The sequence below is a fragment of the Nonomuraea sp. NPDC026600 genome (genome assembly GCF_040638335.1).
In the GTDB taxonomy this organism is placed as follows: Bacteria; Actinomycetota; Actinomycetes; order Streptosporangiales; family Streptosporangiaceae; genus Nonomuraea.
This window is the reverse complement of sequence record NZ_JBEZYD010000011.1, coordinates 50,386-75,639: the sequence shown is the minus strand read 5'-3', so window position 1 is coordinate 75,639 and position 25,254 is coordinate 50,386. Positions and strand designations below refer to the sequence as shown.

The 25,254-nt window shown below is 69.4% G+C and carries 26 protein-coding genes; 12 read left to right on the top strand and 14 right to left on the bottom strand.

Features of this window, described 5'->3' with window-relative positions; all coding sequences use genetic code 11:
• Positions 1-112: 112 nt before the first annotated feature.
• Positions 113-1,054, bottom strand: a complete 942-nt coding sequence (locus tag AB0F17_RS25725; RefSeq protein WP_358027272.1) for a LacI family DNA-binding transcriptional regulator — start codon at positions 1,052-1,054, stop codon at positions 113-115.
• Between the two features lie 189 nt (positions 1,055-1,243).
• Here AB0F17_RS25725 and AB0F17_RS25720 point away from each other — a divergent pair, with 189 nt between their 5' ends.
• From AB0F17_RS25720 to AB0F17_RS25695, 6 genes are all read left to right on the top strand, one after another.
• On the top strand, positions 1,244-2,014 hold the full coding sequence (locus AB0F17_RS25720; protein WP_358027270.1) for an ABC transporter permease: 771 nt from the start codon (positions 1,244-1,246) through the stop codon (positions 2,012-2,014).
• Positions 2,011-2,802 (top strand): ABC transporter permease, encoded by a 792-nt coding sequence (locus AB0F17_RS25715; protein WP_358027267.1) that lies wholly within the window; start codon positions 2,011-2,013, stop codon positions 2,800-2,802. Before AB0F17_RS25720 ends, AB0F17_RS25715 begins: the two co-directional genes overlap by 4 nt.
• Positions 2,799-3,776, top strand: coding sequence for an ABC transporter ATP-binding protein (locus AB0F17_RS25710; protein ID WP_358027265.1), 978 nt, complete (start codon positions 2,799-2,801; stop codon positions 3,774-3,776). Before AB0F17_RS25715 ends, AB0F17_RS25710 begins: the two co-directional genes overlap by 4 nt.
• Positions 3,777-3,809: 33 nt before the next feature.
• The gene (locus AB0F17_RS25705; protein WP_358027262.1) at positions 3,810-4,862 is read left to right on the top strand and encodes a polyamine ABC transporter substrate-binding protein; all 1,053 of its coding nucleotides are present in this window, start codon (positions 3,810-3,812) and stop codon (positions 4,860-4,862) included.
• The gene (locus AB0F17_RS25700) at positions 4,859-5,932 is read left to right on the top strand and encodes a hypothetical protein (RefSeq protein WP_358027259.1); all 1,074 of its coding nucleotides are present in this window, start codon (positions 4,859-4,861) and stop codon (positions 5,930-5,932) included. The genes AB0F17_RS25705 and AB0F17_RS25700 overlap by 4 nt, the downstream gene beginning before the upstream one ends.
• 258 nt (positions 5,933-6,190) lie before the next feature.
• The gene (locus tag AB0F17_RS25695; RefSeq protein WP_358027256.1) at positions 6,191-6,460 is read left to right on the top strand and encodes a CGNR zinc finger domain-containing protein; all 270 of its coding nucleotides are present in this window, start codon (positions 6,191-6,193) and stop codon (positions 6,458-6,460) included.
• Positions 6,461-6,515: 55 nt separating this feature from the next.
• Here the strand turns inward: AB0F17_RS25695 and AB0F17_RS25690 are convergent, their stop codons facing one another.
• The 5 genes from AB0F17_RS25690 to AB0F17_RS25670 form a co-directional block, all read right to left on the bottom strand.
• The gene (locus AB0F17_RS25690) at positions 6,516-7,145 is read right to left on the bottom strand and encodes a hypothetical protein (RefSeq protein ID WP_358027253.1); all 630 of its coding nucleotides are present in this window, start codon (positions 7,143-7,145) and stop codon (positions 6,516-6,518) included.
• A gap of 134 nt (positions 7,146-7,279) precedes the next feature.
• The gene (locus AB0F17_RS25685) at positions 7,280-8,986 is read right to left on the bottom strand and encodes a trehalase family glycosidase (protein ID WP_358027250.1); all 1,707 of its coding nucleotides are present in this window, start codon (positions 8,984-8,986) and stop codon (positions 7,280-7,282) included.
• A gap of 25 nt (positions 8,987-9,011) precedes the next feature.
• On the bottom strand, positions 9,012-9,818 hold the full coding sequence (locus tag AB0F17_RS25680; RefSeq protein WP_358027247.1) for a carbohydrate ABC transporter permease: 807 nt from the start codon (positions 9,816-9,818) through the stop codon (positions 9,012-9,014).
• Positions 9,815-10,780: a sugar ABC transporter permease gene (locus AB0F17_RS25675; RefSeq protein WP_358027245.1), complete on the bottom strand. Its 966-nt coding sequence runs from the start codon at positions 10,778-10,780 to the stop codon at positions 9,815-9,817. Before AB0F17_RS25675 ends, AB0F17_RS25680 begins: the two co-directional genes overlap by 4 nt.
• Positions 10,781-10,784: 4 nt before the next feature.
• The gene (locus AB0F17_RS25670; protein WP_358027242.1) at positions 10,785-12,065 is read right to left on the bottom strand and encodes an extracellular solute-binding protein; all 1,281 of its coding nucleotides are present in this window, start codon (positions 12,063-12,065) and stop codon (positions 10,785-10,787) included.
• Between the two features lie 218 nt (positions 12,066-12,283).
• Between AB0F17_RS25670 and AB0F17_RS25665 the strand changes: the two genes are divergently transcribed.
• The 3 genes from AB0F17_RS25665 to AB0F17_RS25655 all read left to right on the top strand — a co-directional run bounded on the left by AB0F17_RS25665 (position 12,284) and on the right by AB0F17_RS25655 (position 14,910).
• A complete protein-coding gene (locus AB0F17_RS25665; RefSeq protein WP_358027240.1) occupies positions 12,284-13,300 on the top strand; it encodes a LacI family DNA-binding transcriptional regulator in 1,017 nt (338 codons plus the stop codon).
• 186 nt (positions 13,301-13,486) lie between these two features.
• The gene (locus AB0F17_RS25660; protein ID WP_358027238.1) at positions 13,487-14,206 is read left to right on the top strand and encodes a hypothetical protein; all 720 of its coding nucleotides are present in this window, start codon (positions 13,487-13,489) and stop codon (positions 14,204-14,206) included.
• The gene (locus tag AB0F17_RS25655; RefSeq protein WP_358027235.1) at positions 14,206-14,910 is read left to right on the top strand and encodes a response regulator transcription factor; all 705 of its coding nucleotides are present in this window, start codon (positions 14,206-14,208) and stop codon (positions 14,908-14,910) included. The genes AB0F17_RS25660 and AB0F17_RS25655 overlap by 1 nt, the downstream gene beginning before the upstream one ends.
• Here AB0F17_RS25655 and AB0F17_RS25650 read toward each other — a convergent pair.
• Positions 14,858-15,670 (bottom strand): CPBP family intramembrane glutamic endopeptidase, encoded by an 813-nt coding sequence (locus AB0F17_RS25650; protein ID WP_358027233.1) that lies wholly within the window; start codon positions 15,668-15,670, stop codon positions 14,858-14,860. The genes AB0F17_RS25655 and AB0F17_RS25650 overlap by 53 nt on opposite strands.
• A 229-nt stretch (positions 15,671-15,899) precedes the next feature.
• Here AB0F17_RS25650 and wrbA point away from each other — a divergent pair, with 229 nt between their 5' ends.
• Complete coding sequence (gene wrbA, locus AB0F17_RS25645) at positions 15,900-16,508, top strand: NAD(P)H:quinone oxidoreductase (RefSeq protein ID WP_358027231.1); 609 nt, start codon at positions 15,900-15,902, stop codon at positions 16,506-16,508.
• A 106-nt stretch (positions 16,509-16,614) separates the two neighbouring features.
• The gene (locus AB0F17_RS25640) at positions 16,615-17,043 is read left to right on the top strand and encodes a nuclear transport factor 2 family protein (protein WP_358027228.1); all 429 of its coding nucleotides are present in this window, start codon (positions 16,615-16,617) and stop codon (positions 17,041-17,043) included.
• A gap of 533 nt (positions 17,044-17,576) precedes the next feature.
• Here AB0F17_RS25640 and AB0F17_RS25635 read toward each other — a convergent pair.
• The 3 genes from AB0F17_RS25635 to AB0F17_RS25625 form a co-directional block, all read right to left on the bottom strand.
• Positions 17,577-18,557 carry an NADPH:quinone reductase gene (locus tag AB0F17_RS25635; RefSeq protein ID WP_358027226.1) on the bottom strand — a complete coding sequence of 327 codons (981 nt, stop codon included), beginning with the start codon at positions 18,555-18,557 and terminating at the stop codon, positions 17,577-17,579.
• A 91-nt stretch (positions 18,558-18,648) separates the two neighbouring features.
• Positions 18,649-18,975 carry an AzlD domain-containing protein gene (locus tag AB0F17_RS25630; RefSeq protein WP_358027224.1) on the bottom strand — a complete coding sequence of 109 codons (327 nt, stop codon included), beginning with the start codon at positions 18,973-18,975 and terminating at the stop codon, positions 18,649-18,651.
• A 195-nt stretch (positions 18,976-19,170) separates the two neighbouring features.
• Positions 19,171-19,383 (bottom strand): aldehyde dehydrogenase family protein, encoded by a 213-nt coding sequence (locus AB0F17_RS25625; protein WP_358027221.1) that lies wholly within the window; start codon positions 19,381-19,383, stop codon positions 19,171-19,173.
• Positions 19,384-19,488: 105 nt separating this feature from the next.
• Between AB0F17_RS25625 and AB0F17_RS25620 the strand changes: the two genes are divergently transcribed.
• Positions 19,489-20,598: an NAD(P)-dependent alcohol dehydrogenase gene (locus tag AB0F17_RS25620; RefSeq protein WP_358027219.1), complete on the top strand. Its 1,110-nt coding sequence runs from the start codon at positions 19,489-19,491 to the stop codon at positions 20,596-20,598.
• A gap of 8 nt (positions 20,599-20,606) precedes the next feature.
• Here AB0F17_RS25620 and AB0F17_RS25615 read toward each other — a convergent pair whose 3' ends face one another.
• Genes AB0F17_RS25615 through AB0F17_RS25600 form a run of 4 tightly spaced genes read right to left on the bottom strand, consistent with a single transcriptional unit; the run spans position 20,607 to position 25,207 of the window.
• Positions 20,607-22,865 (bottom strand): acetate--CoA ligase family protein, encoded by a 2,259-nt coding sequence (locus tag AB0F17_RS25615; RefSeq protein WP_358027217.1) that lies wholly within the window; start codon positions 22,863-22,865, stop codon positions 20,607-20,609.
• Positions 22,850-23,638, bottom strand: coding sequence for an enoyl-CoA hydratase-related protein (locus AB0F17_RS25610; RefSeq protein ID WP_358027215.1), 789 nt, complete (start codon positions 23,636-23,638; stop codon positions 22,850-22,852). Before AB0F17_RS25610 ends, AB0F17_RS25615 begins: the two co-directional genes overlap by 16 nt.
• Positions 23,635-24,045, bottom strand: coding sequence for an OB-fold domain-containing protein (locus tag AB0F17_RS25605; protein WP_358027212.1), 411 nt, complete (start codon positions 24,043-24,045; stop codon positions 23,635-23,637). Before AB0F17_RS25605 ends, AB0F17_RS25610 begins: the two co-directional genes overlap by 4 nt.
• Positions 24,035-25,207, bottom strand: coding sequence for a thiolase family protein (locus AB0F17_RS25600; RefSeq protein ID WP_358027210.1), 1,173 nt, complete (start codon positions 25,205-25,207; stop codon positions 24,035-24,037). The genes AB0F17_RS25605 and AB0F17_RS25600 overlap by 11 nt, the downstream gene beginning before the upstream one ends.
• Between the last annotated feature and the right edge of the window lie 47 nt (positions 25,208-25,254).

Sequence of the window (25,254 nt, the reverse complement as noted above, 5' to 3'; positions counted from 1 at the left end):
GGGGCCACCAGCGCCGGTCCCGTCGAGTTCCTGAGTCTCATCGGGAAACAAGGCGAACGCGTCCACGTCCGTGCGGCACCGAGACCCGGCCCGGCCGAAGTTAGGAAAGCTCCTAGCTGATCGGGACGGTGAGGCGGCGTCTGGTGGGTGGTGCCTCCTTGCGCTCGCCGAGGAGGGTCATGAGCTGGTCCATGGCCACCTCCCCGAGCTTCTCGCCGTCCACGTCGATCGAGGGGACGTCGCCCAGGCCGAGGCTCTCGACGACCATGCGCTCGGAGCTGACCACGACATCGCGGATGCCGCGGCTGAGCAGGGCGAACATGAGGCCGAGGCCGATCGAGGTCGCGTACGGGACCACGGCGGTGGCGCGGGCGGCCACCACGGCCTCCGCCGTCCCCACTCCGGCGGCGAACGTCGAGGGGTAGGGGCCGAGCATGGTCAGCGTCGCGCCGCTCAGCTCGGCCGCGGCGCGGATGGCCGCCTGGCGCTGGCGATCCTGCCAGGAGCCCGCCGGGCCGCCGATGTAGACGATGCGCTCGTGGCCCTTCTCGACGTACCAGGTGACGAGCGCGCCGAAGGCGGTGGCCGTGTCGGCGACCGCCGAGGTCATGCCCTCGATCTCGCGGTCGATGAGCACGGTCGGCTTGTACGACGCGGCGGCGCGGACGATCTCGTCCGAACCTCGGGGCGCGGTCAGCAGGAAGCCGTCCACCTGGTGCGCGAGATGCTCGACCGCGGCGAGCTGGACCGCGTGCTCCAGAGAGTGCACCGCGATGGTGAGCTGCATGCCCGAGTCGGCCGCGCGCGCCTGGGCACCGCCGATGATCGGGGTGAAGAAGGTGTTGTCGAGCGTGGGCACCACGACCGCGACCACCCCGGTCTTCCCGCGGGCCAGCTGGGTGGCCGCCCGGTTGGGGACGAATCCGAGCTGCTCAGCGGCTGCGCGGACGCGAGCCACCGTTTCCGGGGCGGCCAGGTCCGGCCGGCCCAGGGCGCGGGAGGCCGTCGCCTTGGAGACCCCGGCCAGCGCGGCGACGTCCGCGAGTGTCGGCACTGATCCTCCTTGAGTCGTCGTTACCCGGAATTCACACAGGGGTTTGTGCGCGGGGCCGCTCATAATCTATGGTCAGGCTCATGGAACCGGTTCCGCAACCGGTTCCATCCTCAGCGTACGCCACTGAGAAAGGACGCCGACATCTCCCGCACATCGGCCTTTCTGCTAGTGCCCGGTCTCGTCCTTCTCGTGGCAGGTTTCCTCATCCCCTCCGCCGCGATGCTCTTCGCGCCGCCGGACGTGCCGACCGGCAAGATCTTCGCACGCCTGGGCGAGATGCTCACGGACCCCTACGACCTGGAGGTGATCGGGCGCACGGTCGGGCTGGCCCTGGCTGTCACGATCATCTGCGTCGTCCTCGGCTTTCCCATCGCCTACTGGCTCGCCCGCTCGCCGTCACGCTGGAGCGGAGTCTTCCTGGCAGTGGCGATCTTCCCATTGATGCTGAGCAACGTGGTGCGGACGTTCGGCTGGCTGGTGATTCTCGGCTCCAAGGGGGCGCTCGGCCGGTTGCTCGTCCAGCTCGGCATCGTCGACGTGGCACCGCAGCTCCTCTACACCAAGCTGGCGATCGTCCTGGGCCTCACGCAGCTGTTCCTGCCGCTGGCGATCATCTCCTGCTACTCGGCCGTCGCCCAGGTCGATCCCGGCCTGGACGACGCCTCGCGCGGGCTCGGCGGGAGCAGGATCCGCACGATGTGGAACATCGTCATCCCGCTGACCATGCCGGGCATCGTGGTGGCCGCCACCCTGGTCTTCGCGGGGTCCGTCACCGCCTACACCACGCCCTATCTGCTCGGCGGGTCCAGCCAGCGGATGCTGTCCACGCAGCTCTTCAACTACGCCAGCACCACGGTCGACTGGGCCTCCGCCTCGGCGACGGCGCTCATCATGACGGTCCTGGTCTTCCTGGTCTCCGGGCTGTCCTCGCTGATCGGACGGAAGGGGGCCACCTCATGAAGCGGCCGATCACAGCGGCGCTCGCGGTCATCGGCTACGTCATCATGATCGTGCCGATCATCTTCGTGGTCGCCACCGCCTTCACGGCGGGCAGCACCCTGAGGTTCCCGCCCGACGGGATCTCCCTGCGCTGGTTCGACGAGGCGCTCGGCTACGAGCCGTTCATCGAGGCCGCGATCTCCAGCCTGGAGCTCGCCGTGCTCGCCACCGCGCTCGCGCTGCTGCTCGGCGTGCCCGTCACGCTCGCCGTCCACCGCGGCAAGCTGCCTGGCAAGGGGCTGGTCGAGGGGTTGTTCCTGTCGCCGCTCATCGTCCCTGAGCTGGTCGTCGGCCTCGCGCTGTTCCAGCAGCTGATGGTCGGCCTGGGCCTGGACAACTTCAGCACCCTGCTGGTCGGGCACACGGCGCTGATGCTGCCTTATGCGGTACGCGTGACCGGCGCCTCGCTCGCGCTGGCCGATCCCGTGCTGGAGGAGGCCGCCCGGGGTCTCGGTGCCTCGCCGCTGCGCGCGTTCTTCAACGTGACGTTGCCCGTCCTGCGGCCGGGGATCTTCTCCGCCGGGCTGCTCAGCATGGTCACGTCGGTCAACAACGTGCCGCTGTCGCTGCTGCTGCAGGGACGCGACTTCCGGACGCTGCCGGTGACGATGCTCGACTACGTACAGCAGTCCTATGACCCGATGGTCGCCGCCGCTTCCACCCTCATCCTGGCCGCCACCGTGGTCATCGCGGTGATCGCCGAGCGCACGGTCGGATTCGCCAAGATCTTCGGAGGGATCAACCAATGACCGCCGCCGCCGAGCTGATCGGAGTCACCCAGAGGTTCGGCTCCTTCACCGCCGTCGATGAGATCGACCTCGCCGTGCCGTCGGGGAAGCTGACGACGCTGCTGGGCCCCAGCGGCTGCGGCAAGACCACCACGCTCAGGATGATCGCGGGCTACTCGGCGCCGACGTCGGGGACGATCCGCATCGACGGGATCGACAGCACGCGCACGCCGCCGGAGAAGCGGAACCTGGGGATGGTCTTCCAGTCGTACGCGCTGTTCCCGCACATGACGGTGGCCGACAACGTCGGTTACGGGCTCAAGCTGCGCAAGGTGCCGGCCGCGGAAAGACGGTCGCGGGTCATGGAGACGCTCGAGCTCGTCGGGCTCGCGCACCTGGCCGACCGCAAGCCGAAAAAGCTCTCCGGCGGGCAGCAGCAGCGGGTGGCACTGGCCAGGGCGATCGCGATCAGGCCCAAGCTCCTGCTGCTCGACGAGCCGCTGTCCAACCTCGACGCCCGCCTGCGTGTCCAGATGCGGGCCGAGATCAGGCGCATCCAGGCGGAGACCAAGCTGACCGTCATCCTCGTCACCCATGACCAGGACGAGGCGCTGGAGATGTCCGACGAGATGGTCATCATGAACGAGGGCAGGATCGTGCAGCAGGGCTCTCCTCAGCAGATCTTCCCCCGCCCGGCTGACCGCTTCGTCGCCGAGTTCCTCGGCTACGAGAACTTCCTCACCGCGGCCGACGGCACCCTTCTGACCATCCGGCCCGAGCATCTGCGCCTCGTCGAGGAAGGTCCCGGCCTTGACGCGACGGTGGTCGACGTGGCCTTCCGCGGCGTCGACCTGCTGGTCTCGCTCAACGTGGTCGACCCGTCGGGCGCGACCGTCAGGCTGCTCGCCGACGTACGCGGCGGCGCGACCCTGACACCCGGATCGAACGTCACGGTGATCGCGCCAGACGACCATCTGGTCTCACTCCCCCGCTGAATTCCGCTGAATTCCGTTGAAAGAAGGAACCCCATGCCCACGCGCCGTGCCGTACTGGCCGCTGCCCTGACAGTGCTCGCCGCAGCCGGATGCTCCGGCTCCGGCTCCGGGGAGAAGCAGGCCGAGCAGCAGACCATCGTCGTCAGCACCTTCCCCTTCGGGGTGAAGGAGTTCGAGCAGGCGGTCGTCGCTCCGTTCACCAAGCAGACGGGCATCAAGGTCGAGCTGGACACCGGGTCCAACTCCGACCGGCTGTCGAAGCTGAAGCTCACCAAGGGTAAGCCGGAGGCGGACGTGGTGCTGATCTCCGACTACTTCGCGGCGCTCGGGCAGAAGGACGGCCTCTTCCAGAAGGTCGACGTGCCCAACATCAAGGAGCTCGCGCCGTTCGCGACCGAGGGCGCCTACGAGGGGCCGGCCTACACGCACCAGCTCAACGGGATCATCTACAACACCGGCAAGCTCAGTCAGAAGCAGGCCGCCGACTGGGCGCTGTTCGCGAACGCGGCGAACAAGGGAAAGGTCGCGCTTCCCGATATTTCGGTGACCGCCGGACAACTCATGATCTCTGGGGTGGCTGAGTCGTACGGCAAGGGCCCCTACGACATCGACGCCTCGTTGAAGACCCTGGCCGGTTGGGCGCCGAACGTCCTGCAGTTCTACACCTCCTCGACCGAGGTCACGAACCTGCTGAACCAAGGCGAGATCATCGCTGCCGACGCGCTGAGCGGCTTCGCCACCAAGCTCGTCACCTCGGGCGAGCCGATCGCCTGGACGGCTCCCGCCAAGGGCCGCTACATGGCCACCAACCGGGCGATGATCCCCAAGGGCGCGAGCAACCAGCCGGGAGCGGCCAAGTTCATCGACTACATGCTGTCGGCCGAGGCGCAGAGCGCCATGGCGAAGGCCGTCGGTGACCTGCCCACGAACCTGAAGGCCGAGATCCCGGCCGACATCGCCAAGGTGACGGGCGAGGCGGCGAAGGATCCCATCGCCGCCGGGTTCAAGACCCTCGACCCCGCCCAGCTCGTCAGCACCCGCACCACCTGGGTCGACCGCTTCACCCGCGAGGTGGCCGGCAAGTGAACCTTGACCTGATGCCCAAGGTCGATCTGCACTGCCACCTCATCGGCACCGTGCGCGCCGCCACCTTCGCCGAGCTGGCCAGGCGGGAGGGGCTCGACCTGCCCGACACGCCCGAGCGGATCTACGCGGATGTGAACTCGCTGCCGCCGGACCCGGCGCTCTACCTGAACACCCGGATCCCGGTTCCGCAGGGCAGGAGCGCGGACGAGCCCGAGGTCTCCTACTCGCTGTTCCAGGTGTCCTCGTGGGTTGTCCAGGTCCTGCGCGAGGCTGACGATCTCACCAGGATCACCTACGAGGCGTTCGAGAACGCCCACCGGACCAGCGCGACCAGGCATCTCGAGGTCTCCTTCGACGCGCTGACCGGGCATCAGGAGAAGCTCGGCTACGCCACGGTGATCGAGGCGTACGCCGAGGGCATCAGGATGGCGGAACGCGACTTCGGCATGTCGGGCAGGCTCATCGCGGCCGTCGACCGGAGCAAATCGGGTGAGGAAGCGCTCTCCTGGATACGTACGGTCGCGGACAACCCGCACGACTACGTGGCGGGGATCGGGCTGGACAACCTGGAGACCGCCGGGCCGCCCGAGCGGTTCGAGGCCGCCTTCCGGCTCGCCGGTGAGGCCGGGCTGCGCCGTACCGCTCACTCCTCCGAGCACGCGCCCGTCGCCGTCAACACGGTGACCTGCCTCGACGTACTCGGGTGCGACCGGATCGACCACGGCTACTTCGTCCTCGAAGATGATGAGGTCGTCGCCAGGGTCAGGGACGAGCAGATCCCGTTCACCGTCATCTCGACCACCTCGCGGCGCTCGTGGCGGCCGTGGCGGCGGGCGTCGATCGCGGCGATGCTCGAGGCCGGGCTCAACGTCATTCCCGCTTCCGACGACCCTGGAATGTTCCCGACGTCGCTGGCGAACGAGTATCGGATCCTCTCCGATCAGCTCGCCGTACCGGATGAGCGGCTGCGTGCGATGGCGCTGGCCGGGGTGGAGGCGTGCTGGCTGCCCAAGCCCGAGAAGGACGCTCTGCGCAAGCGCTTTGAGAGCGAACTCGCGAGCGCGGAGTAACCGGCATACCGCGTCTGGTCCGTGGCGAGACGGGCGCAACCCCGCATCTGACGCTGCTGCTGGTCACAGTCCTCGTCGAAGGGCCGTGACCAGCAACGACGGCAACCGACCTAACGGCGGTGTTCGCTGAAGGACTCCACCGTCCGCGTTGCGCCGCCGAGAGCGCCTCTATGCGGCGACGACGCAGAACTGGTTGCCCTCGGGGTCGGCCAGCACCACCCAGCCGCCGTCGCCGAACTCGCCCGCGACTTCCCGCTGATGCTCGACGCGACGGTCCTTCCGCCCCGGCTGGTGGCCCGCACCCGGGTACCGGTGGATGCGGCGCTGGCCGGGCTGCTCGCCGTCGTCGCCGAGGCCGTGGCGGCCGGCACGTGGACGCGGCTCAAGGCCTGCCGGGAGCCGAGCTGCCGGTGGGCCTACTACGACTACTCCCGCAATCGGCGCCGCACCTGGTGCTCAATGGACCTCTGCGGGAACCGCGCCAAAGCCCGCGCCTCTCACCACCGCAAAGCCACCGCGCGCCCTTGATCGCGGGCCCCTGACCGGCGGAAGTCCCTCTGACCAGAAGCTTGGTGGTGGGCCGTCAACCTCGGCGGTCCGAGGCGGACGAGTCCAGTTCGGCGGCTCGGCGGAGGTCCTTGGGGCGGCCTATGGCGCGGCGCATCCGGATCAGGTCGTTTCGGGAGACGTAGTGAACTTCCAGGCCGCCCGGGTCGACTGCGGTGATCGCGCGGTCGAGGAACTCTCGGACGTGAAGGGTGCCCCAGGGGAGCGCCGGGGTGCAGCAGTCGCCGCCGGCTCCGGGTGAGGTGAACTGCACTTTGGGGCGGAGAAAGGAATCCGGGTGAGGCGCCAGGGGGATGCCCTTTTCGTCGGCGAGTTGGGCGTTGACGGAGGTGAAGGCGGCGGCCAGGGCCGGGGCGTGGGCCGGGGCCCCGTCCCAGAGCAGGTCCAGATCGCCGGTCAGTTCGGTGGATCCGTGCATGATGCCGGCGACCTGCCCGATCACTACAGCCTGGACGCCGTTGCGGTGGAGGGCTTCGAGCAGAGGGAACGGGTCGAACCTGAGGGCATCGTCCGTGCCGATCGTGCCGACGTCGTCATCGGCGTCCTCGTGACCCAGGCCGGTGGCCGCCCGGTTCAGGGCCAGCTCACGGGTGCGGCGGGCGGCGGCACGGAGTCGTTCCAGCGGCTCGTCGATCATCTGATTCATGCAACACCCGGCCGCACTCCTGGCGCACTCGAATTTCCCAAGCGGCTGTGGTGCGGCGACCTGCCCGGCGCCGCTGGTGTTCTGAAGCTCACCAGGCGGGTCGGCGATCTATACGGCCAGGCCGCCGCGACACATCAGCAGGCCACAGTGCGCGCTGCCGTCAGCGGCTCACGCGTTCGCCGCTCGTGGGCGGCCGAGAGGATGAGGTAGGCGCTGGCCGTCCAGGTGTAGGCGCGGTCGCGCAGGCCCTCGCCGGTGCGGGCGTCGAAGTTCTCCGCGAAGCCTGACTTCTCGCACAGCGAGCGGAAGCGGGCGCTGATCTCGTCGGCCAGGTCCGGGTATCCGGCGCGGCGCAGGCCGTCTTCGATCAGGACGGTCGAGGGCGCCCAGATGGGGCCGCGCCAGTAGCCGTCGTCCTGGTAGCACTCAGAGGTGGGCAGCTCGGTGGCGGGACCGAACGCGGTCAGGTGCCGCTCGATCCGGGCGGCCAGCGCCGCGCGGACGGGTTGCGGCAGCTCCTCCCCCAGCGTGATCGGCATGAGGTCGAGCAGGCTGGAGCTGGACCAGGTGCGTCCGGAGCGCACTCCCCGTGCGAGGAACCGTTCGCCGTCCCACAGCTCGGTGAGCAGGGCGTCGCGCATCCGGTCGGCCTGCTCGGTCCATCGGGCGGACGTGTCCGGGTCGGTGGCCAGGCGGGCCAGCTGGCGCAGTTGTAGCACGAGGAAGGAGGCCAGGTCTGCGGTCTCGACGATCCGCTCGTGGTCGAAGGTGGTGGCGTTGTCCCAGCCGCTGTCGTTGCCGTGCTGGTAGTGCGGCAGCTCTCGGCCGGGGGCGCGGCGGGCCTCGAGCCAGAACGTGGTCCAGCCTTCCAGCAGCCGATAGGTCTCGCCCGGATCGGGCGCGGGAGGGAGGTGGCGCAGGGCCCAGCCGTGGATGGGCGGTTTGACGAAGTTGTAGAGGATCTCGGAGTGGGTGACGGAGTCGGGCAGCGCGCCCGCGGCGTCCTGGTGGTCGAAGGGCAGCCGGAACTGGTCCCAGGCCAGCTCGGGCAGGCCATCGGCGAGGGCGAGGGCATTGAAGCAGTGGTCCCAGCTCCACACCTTGTCCATCCAGTGCTTGGACATGAGCACGGCCGGCCGGGTGACGAACCCGGCGGGGCGCACGGTGGCCGACCACAGCACGTAGGCGGCCAACTCGGCGGCGGGTGTACGGTCGCCGCGCCAGGGCGCGACCGCCGCGGCGAACGCGTCGAACTCGGCTCGCGCCGCCTTGGCCACCTGGTCGAAGGCATCCGTGCTCGCGTAGGGGGCGCGAGCGGTCTCGTACTCCTCGATGGCGATCTCCCACGCCTCGTCGTCCGGCAGGACGACGCCGCGCTCGGCGGTGCCCAGCGCCTGGGCGCCGAGGGGTTCGGCCCGCCCGCTGATGAGGGTGATCCGGTAGCGGCGGCCGGTCTGGTAGACGGTGAAGACGTAGGAGTCGTCGCGCGGGTCCTGGTAGAAGTACGGGCCGCTGAAGGGCGTCAGTACGGGATCGGCGGCCAGCAGGCGGAGCCCGAGGCCGCGGCCTTTGACGCGTACGGTGTCGGGGTTGTCGTAGACCAGGTCGATCCGGCCGTCGTCGTGGCTCCAGGTGAGCTGGTGCGGGGTGGCGGTGATGGCGCTCTCGGCGGCGGGGATCAGCCGCAGAACCGCGTGCATGCCGGTCTGGTGCGAGACCAGATGCACGTCCTCGGCATAGGTCTTCTCCGCGATCACGGGCGAGAACCCGAACCAGGATCCGTGGTAGCTGAACGGGATTTCCCGCAGGGAGAACACCGGGCCTGAAGCGGCGACGGTCATGAAGTGAGGGTCCCTTCTGCGAAGGTCAGTCTTTGACGGCGCCGGCGGTGACGCCCGCGGCGACGTAGCGCTGGGCGACGACGAGCAGGATGGTGGCCGGGATGGAGGCGATCACGGCGGTGGCCATGATGGCGTTCCACTCCTGGTTGTTGTTGCCGATGTAGCGGTAGATGCCCAGCGTGATCGGCTGGTGGTCGCCGCCCTGGTCGAGGGTGGAGGCGAAGATGAAGTCCGACCACGCCCACAGGAAGGCGAACAGCGACACCGTGATGATCGAGTTGCGGCTGACCGGCAGCACGATCGAGGTGAACGTGCGTACCACGCCGGCGCCGTCGGTGCGGGCCGCCTGCAGCAGTTCCTCGGGGATGCCGGACATGAACGTGGTCAGAATGAGCACCGCGAACGGCACGGCGAGGGTGGAGTCGGCCACGATCAGCCCGGGAACGGTGTTGAGCACGCCGGTGGTGAGGAAGATGGCGTAGAAACCCATCGCCATGATGATCCCGGGGATCATCTGCGCGATGAGCAGCACGAAACTGAGTGCCCCGCCGCCCCGTGGGCGCAGCTTGGCCAGCGAGTACGCCGCCGGCGCCGCGAGCAGCAGGGTCAGCGCCACCGTGCCGAGCCCGACGACCAGGCTCACGCCCAGGTAGGGCAGCTGCTGGTCCAGTACCGCCCGGTAACCGTCCAGGGTGCCGTTGACCGGGAACCAGCTCGGCGGGGTCTTGCGCATGTCCTGGTCGCGGGTGAACGAGACGTTGATCATCCAGTAGATCGGGAACAGCATCACCGCCGTGAGCATCAGGCCGATCGCGGTCTTGAGGTGCCTCATGCCAGAGCCTGCCTGCGCTGCGCGCGGATGTAGATCAGCCCGAAGACCAGCGCCGTCACGATGAGCAGGTTGCCGACGGCGGCTCCGGGCCCGAACGAGGGCACGAGGTTGCCGAACCCGAGCCGGTAGGACCAGGTGGCGAACGTGGTGGAGGCCCCGCTCGGCCCGCCCTTGGTCATGATCCAGATGATGTCGAACACCTTCAGCGTGTAGACCAGGCCGAGCAGCAGCGTGATCGCCGACACGGGACGCAGCAGCGGGAAGGTGACCCGCCAGAACCGCTGCCAGCCGTTGGCCCCGTCCAGCGCGGCGGCCTCGTAGATGGCCGGCGAGATCGCCCGCAGCCCGGAGTACAGCACGACGAGGTTGAACGGGATGCCGATCCAGATGTTGGCGATGATGACCGACCACAGCGACCAGTCCGGCGAGGTCAGCCAGTTCACCGGGCCGATCCCGGCCCACGACAGCACCACGTTGACCACGCCGGAGTCGCTGTTGAGCATCCACGCCCAGGTGGAGGCGGACACGATCAGCGGCAGCAGCCACGGCACCAGGAACAATCCCCTGAGCGTGGCCGAGAGCCGGAAGTTCTTCAGGAAGAACAGCGCCAGCGCGAGCCCGATGGCGAACTGGAAGGCCAGCGAGACCAGGGTGAACACCACCGTGTGCCACAGCGCGGGCCAGAAGGTCGCATCGGCGAACACTTTGGCGTAGTTGGCGAATCCGGCGAACGGGGCGTCGCCCTGCACGAAGGAGCGCACGGTGTAGTGGCGCAGGCTCAGCTCGACGTTGCGGTAGAGCGGGTAGGCGTAGAACACCAGCAGGTAGAGCACGACCGGGGCGAGAAACGCCCATGCCGCCCACTGGCTGGAGCGCGCGCGTGCCCCCCGGTGGCTCCGTCCCGTCGCCGGTACGGAGCCGCGGGCGGCAGGACGCGCCTGCGTCTGTGTGATTCGGCTCATGCTGCTACTGGATCGCGCTCGCCGCGGCCGACTGCGCCGCGGCCATGGCCTCCTGGGCAGACTTGGACCCGCTCAGCGCCGCCTGCACCGCGCCCCACATGGGCTCGGAGATCTTCGGGTACTTGGTGCCGAGATCGTCGCTGGTGCGTCCCTTGGCCGCCTTGACCGCCTCCACCCACACCTGCAGGTCGGGCGTGGCCGCCATCTGCTTGGCCTGCACCTCCTCGGTGGGCGCGATGTAGGACAGGGTGGTCGTCGTGGTGAGCGAGTTGCCGGCGCTGGTCAGGCAGGCCACCAGCTTCTGGGCGGTGGTGTAGCGGCCGGTGTCGGACTGCACGGGGATGCTGACGAACTCGCCGCCGGTGGGGGCGGGCGCTGTGGCGCCGTCCTTGCCGGGAACCGGAATGATGCCGTAGCCGAAGCCGGTCTTCTTGGCGTTGGCGAGCTGCCAGGTGCCGTTCTCGGCGAAGGCGAAGTCGCCGGTGGCGAACTCCTGCCAGCTGGTCGTCTGGGTGTTGTTGATGACGGAGTTGGGGGCGTAGCCCTTCTTGAGCCAGTCGGCCCACAGCGCCACGGCCGAGACGCCCTCGGGCGAGTCGAGCTTGGTGAGGTTCGCGCCGGAGCCCCAGAACCAGGGCAGGAACTGGAAGCTGCCCTCCTCGGTGCCGATCGCGGAGAAGGTGATGCCCTTCTTCCCGGCCGCTTTCACCTTCGTCAGCGCCGTCGTCAGCGAGGCCCAGTCCTTCACCGAGGCGATGTCCACCCCGGCCTTCTTCAGTACGTCCTTGTTGTAGTACAGAGCAAGGGTGTTGGCGCCGATCGGTACGCCGTAGGTCTTGCCGCCGCTCTGGCCGGCCGCCAGCAGGTTCGGCGCGATCGCCGTGACGTCGAGCTTGTTCTCCTCGGTGGTGGTGAGCACCCCGGCCTCGGCCAGCGTGGAGACCACTGGATTGTCGACGATCAGCACGTCCGGCGAGTTGCCCTGCTGAGCCGCCAGCAGCGCCTTGTTCGTCAGGTCGCTGGTGTCGTAACCGGTGCGCTCCACCTTCACCCCGGCGTCGGTGCCGCACGTGTCCAGCAGCTTCACCCACTCCGAGCTCTTGTCGTACTGCGGGTACGGGTCCCAGATCGTGTAGGTCCCGCCCCCGGCGGCCTGGCTCGCGCTCGCCGAAGCACCGCTGGCGACGCCGCCGGACGATGACGAGCAGGCGACCAGCCCGCCCGTGGCGGCCAGTACCGCCAGACCTACACCGGCCGTACGCCGGCTCCTTGCCGCTGATCTCATTGAGCTGACCTCCGCTGACAGGCGTTACACGGCTGTTTCCGATTGAAGTCGAATCGATTCGCCGAATCGGTTCGACCGAACATAGGCCCGCTCCACCGCAGGAGTCAATGGAGATGTACGAGGCGGCACATCCTCGTCACGGAAGCAGCGGCGTACCACTTCATGAACCGATTCGACCTACGATGGTCGCCGACCGGCGGATCGGACGAGGAGCACGGGTGAACATCGGAGAGATCGCCAAGCGGGCGGGCGTGTCGCGCAGCACCGTCTCATACGCGCTCACCGGCAAGCGCCCGGTGTCGGAGGAGACCAAGCGCCGCATCCAGACGGTCATCGACGAGCTGGGCTACCGGCCCAACGCCTCCGCCAGGGCGCTGAAGGAGGGCCGCACCCGCACCATCGGCCTGGTCATCCCGCCGGCCGGCCAGCGCCTGACCGACATGCAGCTCGGCTTCGTGGCCAGCGTGGTCGACGCCGCCGCCCACGCCGACCTGGACGTCCTGCTGTCACCCTCGGGCGGCGAGCACGACCGCTCCTTCGAGCGGGTCGTCACCGGCCGGCGCGTGGACGGCGTCATCCTCATGGAGATCCGGCTGGAGGACGACCGGGTCGTCCGGCTGCTGCGCAGCGGCCTGCCGTTCGTCGGCATAGGCCGTACCCGCCACCCGGAGGCCATGTCCTGGGTGGACATCGACTACGAGACGCTCATCGCCAAATGCGTCCACCACCTGGCCGATCTCGGCCACCGGCAGGTGGCGCTGGTCAATCGCAGCGCCGAGCTGGTCGCCGCCGGATACGGCCCCGGCCACCGCGCGCAGACCGGCTTCGACCGGGCCGTCGCCGAACGCGGCCTGAACGGTGTGCGGGTCTGCTGCGCCGACGACGCCCAGGCCGGACAGTCCTGCCTCCGGCAGCTCCTCGCCGAGCACCCGGCGTTGACCGCCGTCGCCACCATCAACGAGGCGGCGGTCTTCGGGATGTACCGGGCGCTGGCCGAAGCGGGCTTGACCGTGCCCGGGGACTTCTCCATCGCCGGCGTCGCCGCCCAGCACTGGGCCGAGAGCCTGCACCCCCCGCTCACCGCCGCCGACGTACCCGCCGACGAGATGGGCGCCCGCGCCGTCGAGCTGCTCATCCAGCGCATCGCCGACCCCGGCACCCCGCACCGCCATCTCCTGGCCGCCCCGCCGATCTCGCTCCGCAGCACGACCGGGCCCGCCCGGCCACGCGCCTGACGACTCGCACGTCTCCGGCTCTTGACCATCGGACCAGGAGGCGCCTATCGTTCAGTCGAATCGATTCGACTACGTCAACGCGCGTCCCTACGACGTGGTCGCCGGTCGCCGAACCGCCTGAAGCGCGGTCAGCCCTTATCCTGGGGTGCCGCTCAGGCCGGACGGTCACGGAGGATCGGGAGACTCGTGAAACAGCGGAAGTTCCTCGCGGCCCGCATCGACCAGTGGTCACGAGAGCACCCCAGGCTGCTGGACCTGATGATGGCCGGCTTGATGTGGCTGGTTTTCGGCCTGTCGAGTGCTCTTGCCGGGCTGCCCGCCTTTCTCATCGCCACCGCGGCCATCCTCCCGCTCGCCGTACGGCGACGCTTCCCGGCCACGGTTCTCGCCTGGTCGGCCGCGGTCTTCGCCGTCCAGCTCATGGTGGTGCCGATTCCGTTGCCGGCCGACATCGCGCAGGCGATCGTCGTCTACACCGTTGCCGCACATGTCGCCTCTGTGCAGATCCGCCTGCTCGCCCTCGGTGCCGCGCTCGCCGGCAGCGTGCTCGCGGGCCTCCGATGGAGCACCCCGCCCGCGTACCAGGAGAACGTGGTCAAGAACGCTGTGTTCCTGGGGATCCTCTTCGTGCTGATCTGGGTCGCGCACGTGGTCGTGGCGAGGGCACCAGGAGGGATCATCGTTCGAGCCGAGGACGACGGCGTCGGCGTCCGGCACGCCGACGCGACCGCGGACCACTCCCCCCTACGCGGCTACGGACTCGACGGAATGCGAGAGCGCTTGCGCGCCATGGGCGGAGTGCTGGAGGCGGGTCCACGCCAGGGCCGCGGATTCGTGGTCGACGCCACGATCCCCGTCGCCGCGCTGTCGCCTTCCACGCGACCTGCGGCATCGGATGCCGTGTGATGACTCCCCAGCACCTGATCCGCATCTTCTTGGTGGACGACCAGGAGCTGGTACGGACCGGATTCGCGATGATCCTCGACGCCACCCCGGATCTGCGGGTCGTCGGATCGGCCGGCGACGGGCAGTCGGCCCTCGACGCCCTGCGGCGGCCCGAGCACCGTGCGGACGTCGTCCTGATGGACGTTCGCATGCCAGGTCTCGATGGGGTGGAAACCACCCGGCGGCTGCTGGCCACGCCCGACCCGCCACGCGTCGTCATGCTGACGACGTTCGACGACGACGAGCTCCTCATCGCCGCCCTTCGCGCGGGCGCAGCCGGCTACCTGCTCAAAGACGCGGGCGCGGCGGAACTCCTGGCGGCGATCCGGGCCGCCGCCGCCGGGGAGGCGCCCGTCGCGCCGAGGCTCGTACGTCGCCTGATCGACTCGTTCGTCCTCGCGCCGCCGGTGACCGAATCCGCCGGCCACTCGCCCGCCGCCGCGTCCAGGCTGGAGCGTCTCACCACCCGCGAACGCGAGATCCTCGCCTCGGTCGGCCTGGGACTCACCAACGCGGAGATCGCCGCGCGACTGCAGTTGGCGGAGTCGACCGTCAAGACGCATCTCGGCTCGGTGCTGCGCAAGCTCGAGCTACGTGACCGGGTGCAAGCGGTCATCCTCGCGCAGACACAGGGACTGACCGGCGACTCGCGGCTGACCGGCTGATCCCGATCGCGAGGACGCAGGCCGCCGTGCCGGCGAGGACGAACAACCCGGTGTCACCAGCCAGGTACTCACGCACCACCACGGGCTGCTCGGTCGAGACCGCGTACTCCAGCAACAGGGCGAAAGTGGCGTTGTGCGCGAAATGGGCCAGCACGACCGGCCACACGCTGCCGGACATGACGCGCAGGTAGCCGAAGAGGAACGAGAACGCGATCACCGAGCCGCCGAACAGCAGCAGCACCAGGCTACGGTTCCCGTCGCTGTGGTAGTACGGCGTGAGCAGGATGTAGGGCAGGTGCCAGGCGATCCAGACCAGCCCGACGACGAGCATCGCCGAGCGCTCGCCCAGGAACGCGAGCCGTGGCTGCAGGTAGCCCCGCCAGCCGATCTCCTCGGCGAACGCCAGGATCGGCCCGGTGATGGACATCGCGATCACTGACTGCAGCCAGTCGCCCTGTGGCGCGGAGAACCGGCCGAAGCCGAGCGCGACCGCGCCCGCGGTGGCGATCAGGCAGACGCCGACGGTGGCGGCGACCGCGAGCGGCCAGGTCCACAGACCGAGCCGCCCCATGCCGAGCCGGCGCCATCCGTCTCTGGAATAGCCCTCTCGCGTGATGACGAGCAGCATCGCCATCACGACGAGCAACGGCGATACGGCGAGGATGAGCCCTCCGGCGATGTTGGCGGTGGCCAGGGAGATCGTGAGCGTCAGGACGATGAAAACGATCGACGTAGTGCGATCGGAGAGCTGTTCGAACACGGACAGACCTTCTTTCGGGGAAACGGCCTGGCCCAGTGTTCAAGATCGCGCCGCCCCCGCCATCCACCCACGGTCCGTATTTCGGCCGCTCTTCGCCCGGGCCCTCCCCCCACGGGACTAGTGCTCCAGCCGCACTCATCGATCTTCGAGCTGGTCGGCGCGTCGCCTCACATTGTGCGGGGCTGTGTCGTCGTACCGATGAACCGAACGCGAAGGAAGGAAACCGATCATGGAACCCGTGAAGGTCGCGATCATTTACTACAGCGCGACAGGCACCGTGCACGCCTTGGCGCAAGCCCTCGCCGAGGGCGCGGAGAAGGCCGGCGCACACGTGCGACTGCGCAAGGTCGCCGAGACGGCCCCACCTGAGGCGATCAGCACCAATCCGGCCTGGGCCCAACACCTCCAGGACACCGCCGACGCCACCGAGGCCGGCCACGACGACCTGGAGTGGGCCGACGCGGTGCTCTTCGGCACTCCCTCCCGCTTCGGCAACCCGGCCAACCAGCTCAGGCAGTTCATCGACACCACCGGTCCCCTGTGGTTCCAAGGCAAGCTCGCGGACAAGGTGTACTCGGCTTTCACCGCCTCCAACACCGCCCACGGCGGACAGGAATCCACCCTCCTGGCACTGGGAAACACCTTCTACCACTGGGGCGGCATCATCGTGCCCCCCGGCTACACCGACCCCATCCAGTTCCAGTCAGGAAATCCCTACGGCACCTCCCACGTGGCCGGCGACGGCCCACCCAGCGAGGTGATCTTGCAGGCGGCCCGTCACCAGGCCCGCCGCGTCGTCGACACCGCGGCCGCGCTCAAAGCCGGCCGCGCCGCCTGAACACCGACGTGGCCGGTCACATTCCCGTGGGCCGCGTCGTCGGATTACTGAAACCACAAGGACCGTCGCCAGGCGAGCCGGTCATAATTCTTGAACGGAGAATGCGATGACTACGAACGATTCCGAGGTCAGGGCGTTCTTGGACAGTCGAGTCGATGCCTGCCAGAAAAAGGACATCGATCGACTCATGTCACATTATTCTTCCGACATCGTTTATTACGATGTCGTGCCCCCTCTCCAGTTCGCGGGAGCCGATGACGTCCGCGGCAACTTCGTGCGGTGGTTTGATGAATACGATGGCCCCATCGGCCTGGAAACGCACGACCTCACCGTTGTGACGAGCGCGGACGTCGCGTTCGCGCACATGCTTCACCTGGACAGCGGAACCCGCAAGAACGGACTCCAGACCGCGATATGGATACGATCGACCGTTTGCTGCCGACGGTCGAATGACAAGTGGTTGATCACGCACGAACATATCTCAGTGCCGATCAACCCCCAGAACCTTCAAGCCTGGTTTCCGCCGGGAATGTGAGCCAGTCTGATCGTTCGTCCGCGAAACGTGCTTCACACCTGGGCGAATGAGGATGTCTGACGTCCTGGTCCAACCCGGATTCGAAAGCGATTTTCTGATGGACGATCCTGCCGGGCCGGGCCCGCCGGCGTGGTGGTGTGCGGCGATGGCAAGAACGCCGGTGACCGTCCGATGATGCGGATCCGGCCTCGGCACGCCGCCTCGCCGACACCATTCGGGCAGGCTGGATGGTGGGCCGCGACGGGACCGGCGGCTGAGGTCTCCGCTCAGCCGGAACAAGGGCTGGTCTTTCGTCAACGCCGCTTCGGGGGTCTGCGGTAGGTGGTGACCTTTAGATGGCGGCGAACAGCATGGCGATTCTGCCGAAACGGTAGCGGCGCACGGGAACACCCTCGGGCAGGATCCGACAAAGGCGCCCAACCCTAGCGAGCCACCACCGAAATGATCAAGTGCCGTGATGCCCGTGCAGAAAAGCGGTCGGCGTTGCCGTTCCCGGCGCGATCACCAGGGCCACCCCGGTCGGCAGCCGGCGGTCATTGGGGAATGGCGACCAACACGCGACCGCGGCCGCCGGCGTCGACGTGGTCGTGGGCCTTGGCGATTTCCCGCAGCGGGTAGCGGTGACCGACGTCGACCTTCAGCGCGCCGACGGCCGCCGCCGCGGTGAGGTCGCGGGCGGCCTGCCGCTTCGCCTGGACGGGGAAGTCGTCGCTGCCGAGCAGGCGCAGGGTGACGTTGGCGAACAGCATCGGCCAGAACGGCAGCCGGGTGCTGTCGGCGTGGGTGGCGTAGGCGGCGATGACCGCGTCGTTGGCGACGATCGCGGCGTCGAGGTCGGCGTTCTCCGACAGGGCGACCTCGATGACGCGGTCCACGCCGTCCGGCGCGTGCTCGCGGATCGCCGCGGCCGGGTTGTGCTGATCGAGGGCGATGGCGTGGGAGATCACGGCGGGGTCGACGCGCTCCAGGTCGCTCCCGCGGGTCACGGTCCCGATCACGGTTGCTCCGCCCCAGGCCGCGAGCTGGGCGGCCATCGAGCCGACGCCGCCGAGCACGCCGTGCACGAGTACGGTCTCGCCGTCGACGGGGCCGTCGCCGAAGACCGCGCGGTGTGCGGTGATCCCGGGGATGCCCAGGCAGGCGCCGAGGTCGTCGCCGAGGTGACCGGGCAGGGGCACGGCCAGGTGCGCGGGAACGACGGTGTACTGGGCGGCGGTTCCGGAAGGCCGGTAGGACTGCGCGCCGTAGGTCCACACTCGCTGCCCGACGCGGCGGTGGTCCACTCCGTCGCCGACGGCGTCGACGACGCCGGCCGCGTCGCTGTGCGGGATCACCCGCGGGAAGGGCATCGAGGAGCCGAGCCAGCCGCGGCGCTTCTTGGTGTCGCCGGGATTGACGCCAGAGACGTGGACCCGCACGCGGACCTCGCCTGGTCCGGGCTGCGGATCGGGGAGCTCGCCCGCCTGGAGCACCTCGGCGGCCGGGCCCTGCCGGTCGTACCAGGCTGCGAACATGACGGACCTCCTGCTTTCCAGGACAACCCTGTGACTACCGAAAGTAACTATAGGGGTGTTATGTGGGGTGATTTCCGACTGGGGCAGTCCGTCAGGTCTGCCACAGGGTCGACAGCACCACGTGCAAGGCGGTCGCGCCCAGGACGCTGATCACGGCGTTGCGGGTTTTCAGGTGCAGCCCGATCGCGACGGCCAGGGCCAAGGCGGCGGACACGATGGCCGACCAGGTGGGGTGGACGGTGCGCAGGGTGTACAAGGTGAGGATCAGCATGATGCCGGTGGGCAGCTGGCAGGCGAGGTAGCGCAGGACGGCCGAGCGGCGCAGCGGGGTCAGGACGGCGAAAGGCACGGCGCGCAGACCCCAGGTGACGGCGGCGCTGACGGCCACGGCGGCGGCCAGGTAGAGCGGGCTGGGCACGGGTTTTCACCCTTCCCTGACTGAGGCGGCGGCCGGGGGCACGGGGCGGATGTGATCGTCGGGTGCGGGTGAAGGTGCAGGTGCAGGTGAAGGCGCGAGTGAAGCGGTGCGGCGGCGTGAGGCGTAACGGATCAGCAGGCCTCACCTCCGGCTCGTAGGCTCCCGACCTGTGGATCTGTTGGGGCCAGCGGGAGGTCACGCTTGGCGACGCGGGCGTTCGCGGACGAGGAACTCGGGGGGCGTGGTGTGCCGCCACGGGCCGTGGTCGAACGCGGCGCGCGCGACGCGTACCGCGCGATCGACGTCGGAGGGCCCGGCGAGCGCCGCGCGGCCGATCAGCTCTTCGGTGAAGGGACAGATCACATCAGTGGTACGGCCCTTCTCCGGCTCGACCCACTCGCAGTCCACGTAAAGAAAATCACGTACGACCTGCTCGGCACCGATGTACGACTCCTAATACAATGTCCTAAAAATCGGCAGGCTTTTAGGGTTTCGTCCCGTCATCAGGAGGCCGTGATCGACGCCAGAGCCATCATCGCGCACGCCGGCGAGCTCGGCTTCACCGTCGAGGACGTCGAGCTGGACGAGCCTCGGGCGGACGAGATCCTGGTAAGGCTGGCCGCCTGTGGCGTCTGCCACACCGACCTGAGCATGCGACGGGTCTGGCCGCGCATCCCGGGCAACGAGAAACGCTCTCCCGTGGTTTTCGGGCACGAGGGCGCCGGCATCGTCGAGCGGGTCGGCTGCGGCGTCACGAGGGTCCGGCCGGGTGACACCGTGGTGCTGAGCTACCGGAGCTGCCGCGCGTGTCCCGAATGCGCCGCCGGCCATCCGTACTACTGCCGCCGGTTCGGCGCGCTGAACGCGAGCGGGGTCCGGCCGGACGGCTCGACGACCCTGCGGGCAGGCGGCCGGGCCGTGTACGGCTCCTTCTTCGGACAGTCGAGCTTCGCCACGTACGCGCTCGCCTACGAGGACAATGCGGTGGTGATTGGCCCGGACGTCGACCCCAGCGTGGTCGCGCCGTTCGGGTGCGGCGTGCAGACGGGGGCGGGCACCGTCATGAACGTGCTCGACCTCGACGAGCGCTCCTCGCTCGTCGTGTTCGGAGCCGGAGGGGTGGGGCTTTCGGCGGTCATGGCGGCGCGGGCGCTCGGCGTCTCGACGATCGTGGTGGACCCGGTGGAGAGCCGCCGTCGGCTGGCGGTCGAGCTGGGCGCCTCCACCACGATCGATCCGAAGGCCGAGAACGTGGTCGAGGCCGTTCGCGACCACACCGGCGGCGGGGCGACGGGTTCGATCGAGACGACCGCGATCGTCGACGTCCTGTTCCAGGCGCTCGACTGTCTCGCGACGCGGGGCACGTGCGTCGCGCTCGGCGTCGACACGCCGCCGTTCACGTTCGGCATGGAACGGCTCTCCGGCGGCAGGTCCCTGCGCCGGAGCATCGAGGGTGACGCCGACCCGCACGAGTTCGTCCCCAAGCTCCTGGACCTGCACGCGCGCGGCCTGCTCCCCGTGGAGAAGCTCATCCGTACGTACCCCTTCGAGGACTTCGAACAGGCCGTGCGCGACGCCGAGTCCGGCGAAACGATCAAGCCCGTGCTCGTCTTCGACCAGTAGGCCGTCTCTCATAGCCAGAGGACGGCGGCGTCGAGCGCCTCGATCTCGGCGCCGTCGACCCTGAGCGGGTTGATCTCGATCGACGCCAGCCGGGGCCCGAGCCGTCCGGCCATCCGGGCGAAGTCGACGATCACCCGCACCAGCCCGTCGAGGTCGACGGGCGCGGACCCGCGAACGCCTTCGAGCAGCGCCTTGCCACGAAGCTCGCCCAGCATGTCACGTACGTCGCTCTCGTCCACCGGCAGCAGCCGCAGGCTGGTGTCGTCGGCGACGTGCACCCACACGCCACCGAACCCGACCGCCAGCGTCGGCCCCCAGTGCGCGTCGCGGACCAGTCCGACGATCAGCTCCAGCCCGCCGGCGCGCATCGGCGCGACCAGAGCCCCTTCGACGTGCGCGCCGGCCACGCGCGCGCCCGCGGCGGTCACCCGGTCGAACGCCTGGCCCACCTCCGCGTCCGTGCGCAGACCTAGGGCGACGCCGCCGATGTCGCTCTTGTGCAGGATCTGTGGCGACACGACCTTGAGCACGACGGGATACCCGAGCTCGCGGGCCGCCGCGACGGCCTCCTCCCGGGTGGCCGCCGCCCGCCACGGGACGACGGGGATCCCGTGCTCGGCGAGCAGCCCGAGCCCCCGCGCCTCCGACCACGGGCCATCGCCCGCCTGCGGGGGCGGGCCGTCCTCTGTCTCCGGCCACGGGCCGGCCACTGCCGATGGCCACGTGCCGCCGATTTCCTCTCGTGACGGGCCGTCATGGCCGTCGGCCTGCGGGCCGGTCTCGGCTTGCGTCGCCATGCGTCGTCGGCGTAGCCAGGCCGACCAGCGCATGGCCGCGCCGATCGCGTCGATGGAGTCGCGCAGACCGGTGAGGGCGTGGGGGACCCCCATCCGCTCCAGCTCGGCCGCGGTGTGCGGGCTGATCGTGTCGAAGGTCTGGTCCATGAGGACGCCACGGCCTCCGGCGGCGCGCAGCCCCTTCGCGATCATCTCGACCTTGTGCCTGATGCGTTCGGAGCGCTGCTCCGTCGGCAGGACGTAGACGGCGGCGAGCAGCGCCACGGAGGGATCGTCGGCGAACACGGCGAGGGCATCGGCGAAGAGCTGGGGGTTCTCGGACGCGGCGCCCGTGATGTCGAGCGGATTGCGCAGTGCGCCGTAGGAAGGGAGCAACCGCGACAGGCGCTCCTGCGTCTCCTCGGCGAGCGGCTCCAGCGGCACCCCGACGATTTCGGCCCGGTCGGCGATGATGTCGCAGGCGCCCCCGGAGATCGACACGACGCCGAGCCCGCCGGGCGCCAGCGGTCCGGTACGCGCGAGCAGCCCCGCCGTGATCGCCAGCTGCTCCAGCGACCCCACGCGGACGACGCCGAACTGCCGCAGCGCGGCGTCCACGAGCCGGTCGTCACCGACCAGCGCGCCCGTGTGGGTGAGCGCGATCTCGGCGGCGAGGGCGCTCGTGCCGACCTTCATCACCACGATCGGCTTGCGGAGCTCTGCCGCCCGCGCGGCCAAGCGCCGGAGGCTCCCGACGTCGCGGATCGACTCCATGAACATGGCCACCGAGCGCACGCGGTCGTCCTCGAGCACGGCCGCGGCCATGTCGACCGTGTCGACCATGGCCTCGTTGCCGGTCGAGATCACGTGGCTGAGCCCGATGTTCTGCGTGGCGGCGAACGACGCGATCGTGTAGGCCGTCGCTCCGCTCTGGGACACCACCGCGACGCCGCCGGGAGCCACTGAAGGCATCGGCCCCGACCAGGCGGGCGCCCGGTCCACGACGTTGACGAACCCGAGGCAGTTGGGGCCGACACACATGAGGCCGAGCTCGCGGCAGCGCTCGGCCAACTCCTGCTGGGCGCGTACGCCCTCGTGGCCCGTCTCACCGAATCCTGCGGCGAGCACGACCACCGAACGGATGCCGGCCGCCGCGGCGTCGGCCAACGCCACCGGCAGCGCGTTCGCGCCGACGAGCATGAGAGCCAGGTCGACGGGCTCGCCGATCTCGGTACAGCTCGTGACGGATGGGCGGCCGTGCACCTCACCGCCGTTGCGGTTGACCAGGTGGAGGGAGCCCTCGAAGCCGAGCCGCGCGAAGTTGGCGAACGAGCCGGTGGACCAGCCCAGCCGGTCGGAGGCGCCGACGAGGGCCACGCTCTTCGGCGACAGCAGCGCACGAAGGCGCGCGGAGACATCCCGCGCGGAACCATCCCGTGCGGAGACGTCACGCGAGGCGCCGGGCGCGCTCTCCCCTACTGGCCCGTCCACTGCGGCTTCCTCTTCTCGGTGAACGCCTTGGGGCCCTCGACATAGTCGGCCGATGCCAGGAGGGTCTCGCGGCGGGTGTGATCGCGCTCGAACGCGTCGTCGACGCTGTGCAGGAGACCGTCGAAGGCGGCCTCCTTCGTCAGCCGTACCGAGAGCGGAGAGCATTGGAGGATCTCGGCGGCCCAGCGTTCGGCGGTCGCCATCAGCTCCGCGATCGGCACCACCTCGTTGACGACCCCGATCCGGTGCGCCTCCTCCGCCTTGATGATGCGGCCGGTCATCAGCAGCCCCATCGCGTGTTTGAACGGCACCTGCCGCGCCAGCCGGTGGATGCCGCCCGCGCCCGCGAACAGCCCGACCCGCGGCTCCGGCAGCCCGAACCGCGCGTGGTCGGCCGCGATGACGATGTCGCAGGCGAGGACCATCTCGAAGCCGCCGCCGACGGCGGCGCCGTTCACCGCGGCGATCATCGGCTTCGGGCAGTCGAAGTCGCGCGTGATCCGGCCGAACGGCGGTCGCGCGTTGCCCTGGACCTCGCCCCCGGCGGCGGTGCGCTGCGCCGTCGCCTTGAGATCGTTGCCCGCCGAGAACGCCCGCTCGCCGGCGCCTGTCAGGATCGCGACCCAGACCTCGGGGTCGTCGCGGAAGTCCTCCCAGATCTCCTTGAGCTCCAGGTGCGCCTCCAGGTGGAGCGCGTTCATCACCTCGGGGCGGTTGAGGGTGATGTACGCGACGCGACCGCGCTTTTCGTACCGTACGAACTCGTAGCTCATGCTGCCCTCCTGAACTTCGGCACGACGACGTCGGCCGAGACGGGCTCGAACACGACCTCGAGCGGCATCCCGATCTTCAGCTCGCCGGGAGCGGCGCCGACGACGCTGGTGTTGAAGCGGACCCCTTCGGGGGTTTCCACGGTGGCGACGACGTACGGCTCCTCGAAGCCCGGATAGCGCTGGTGCACCACGACGAAGCTGTAGAGGCAAGCCCGGCCACTCGCGGGCTCCCACCGCACCTCGCCCGAGAAGCACTCCACGCAGCGCGGCTTGACCGGCCACATGAAAGCTCCGCACGAGCCACAGCGCTGGAGCATCAGCTCGCCCCTGGCGGCCCCCTCGAAGAAGGGGGCGCTGGCCTCGTCAGGCACGGGTATCGGCCGTTGTGCGGCGGCTTCAGGCGGCATGTTTGCTCCAGATCGTCGTCGAGTGGTAGTTGAGAACGCCGCCGTTGCCGCTCGCGAGCACGATGTCGTTCCTGCCGATCTGCCGCTCGCCCGCCTGGCCCCGCGCCTGGATCACCGCCTCCGAGAGCGGTGTGAAGCCCCACATGTAGTAACCGGACAGCTGCCCGCCGCCGGTGTTGGTGGGCAAGGAGCCGCCGGGGCCGAGCCTGCCGTCCTCGACGAAAGCGCCGCCCTCGCCCTTGGCGCAGAATCCGTAGTCCTCCAGCGTGACGAGCACGGTGTAGGTGTAGCAGTCGTACAGCTGCAGGACGTCGACGTCGTCGCGCGTGATGCCGGCCATCGCGAACGCGGTCTCACCGGCCCGCCGGGCGCCCGTGTCGATCCCCGGATCGCGGCCGGCCCGCTGGTTGTCTCCGGGCGCGGCCTGCGTGGCGGCGAGCAGGTGGACGGGCGGCTGACGGAGGTGCCTCGCGCGGTCGGCCGTGGTCATGACTACCGCGACCGCCCCGTTGGAGACGAGACAGCAGTCGAACAGGTGGAAGGGGTCGACGACCATCCGGGAGCTCTGGTGGTCGTCGATAGTCATCGGCTTGGTCATCTGCGCGCGCGGATTCAGCCGCGCCCACTCGCGCTGCGCGACGGCGATCGCGCCCAGTTGCCGGCTCGTCGTGCCGTACTCGTGCATGTGCCTGCGGGCGGCCAGCGCGTACGGCGGATTGCCGCCGAACTCTCCGTACGCGGCGCGAAGGCCGTTCATGCCGTTCCAGGCGCCTCGGCGGGCGTAGGCCGCGGCGGCGCCCACGTCCTGCCGCAGCGGCGCGTCGGCGTAGACGAGCACCACGTGGGAGACGATGCCCGCATCGAGGGCGAGCGCGGCGTACTGCACCATCGCTCCGGAGGTCGAACCCGCCGCGCTCATCACGTTGAGCATCGCGAGGTCCTGGAAGCCGAGCGTCATCTGCAGGCGCGGCTCCATGTCGACGTTGCCGTTGCCGTTGACCAGCAGGCCGTCGATGTCGGTCTTGTCCAGACCTGCGTCGGCGAGCGCGAGCGCGATCGCCTCGGCGGCGAAGTCGGCGGCGCTCCGGCCGTAGATCTTGCCCATCTCGGTGATCCCGAGGCCGACGATCGTAGCGCTGGTCTTCCATGGCGTTGCCTTCACGGCCGTGAAGCTATCCGAAGTCCATACGCAAATCAAACCTACTTCAA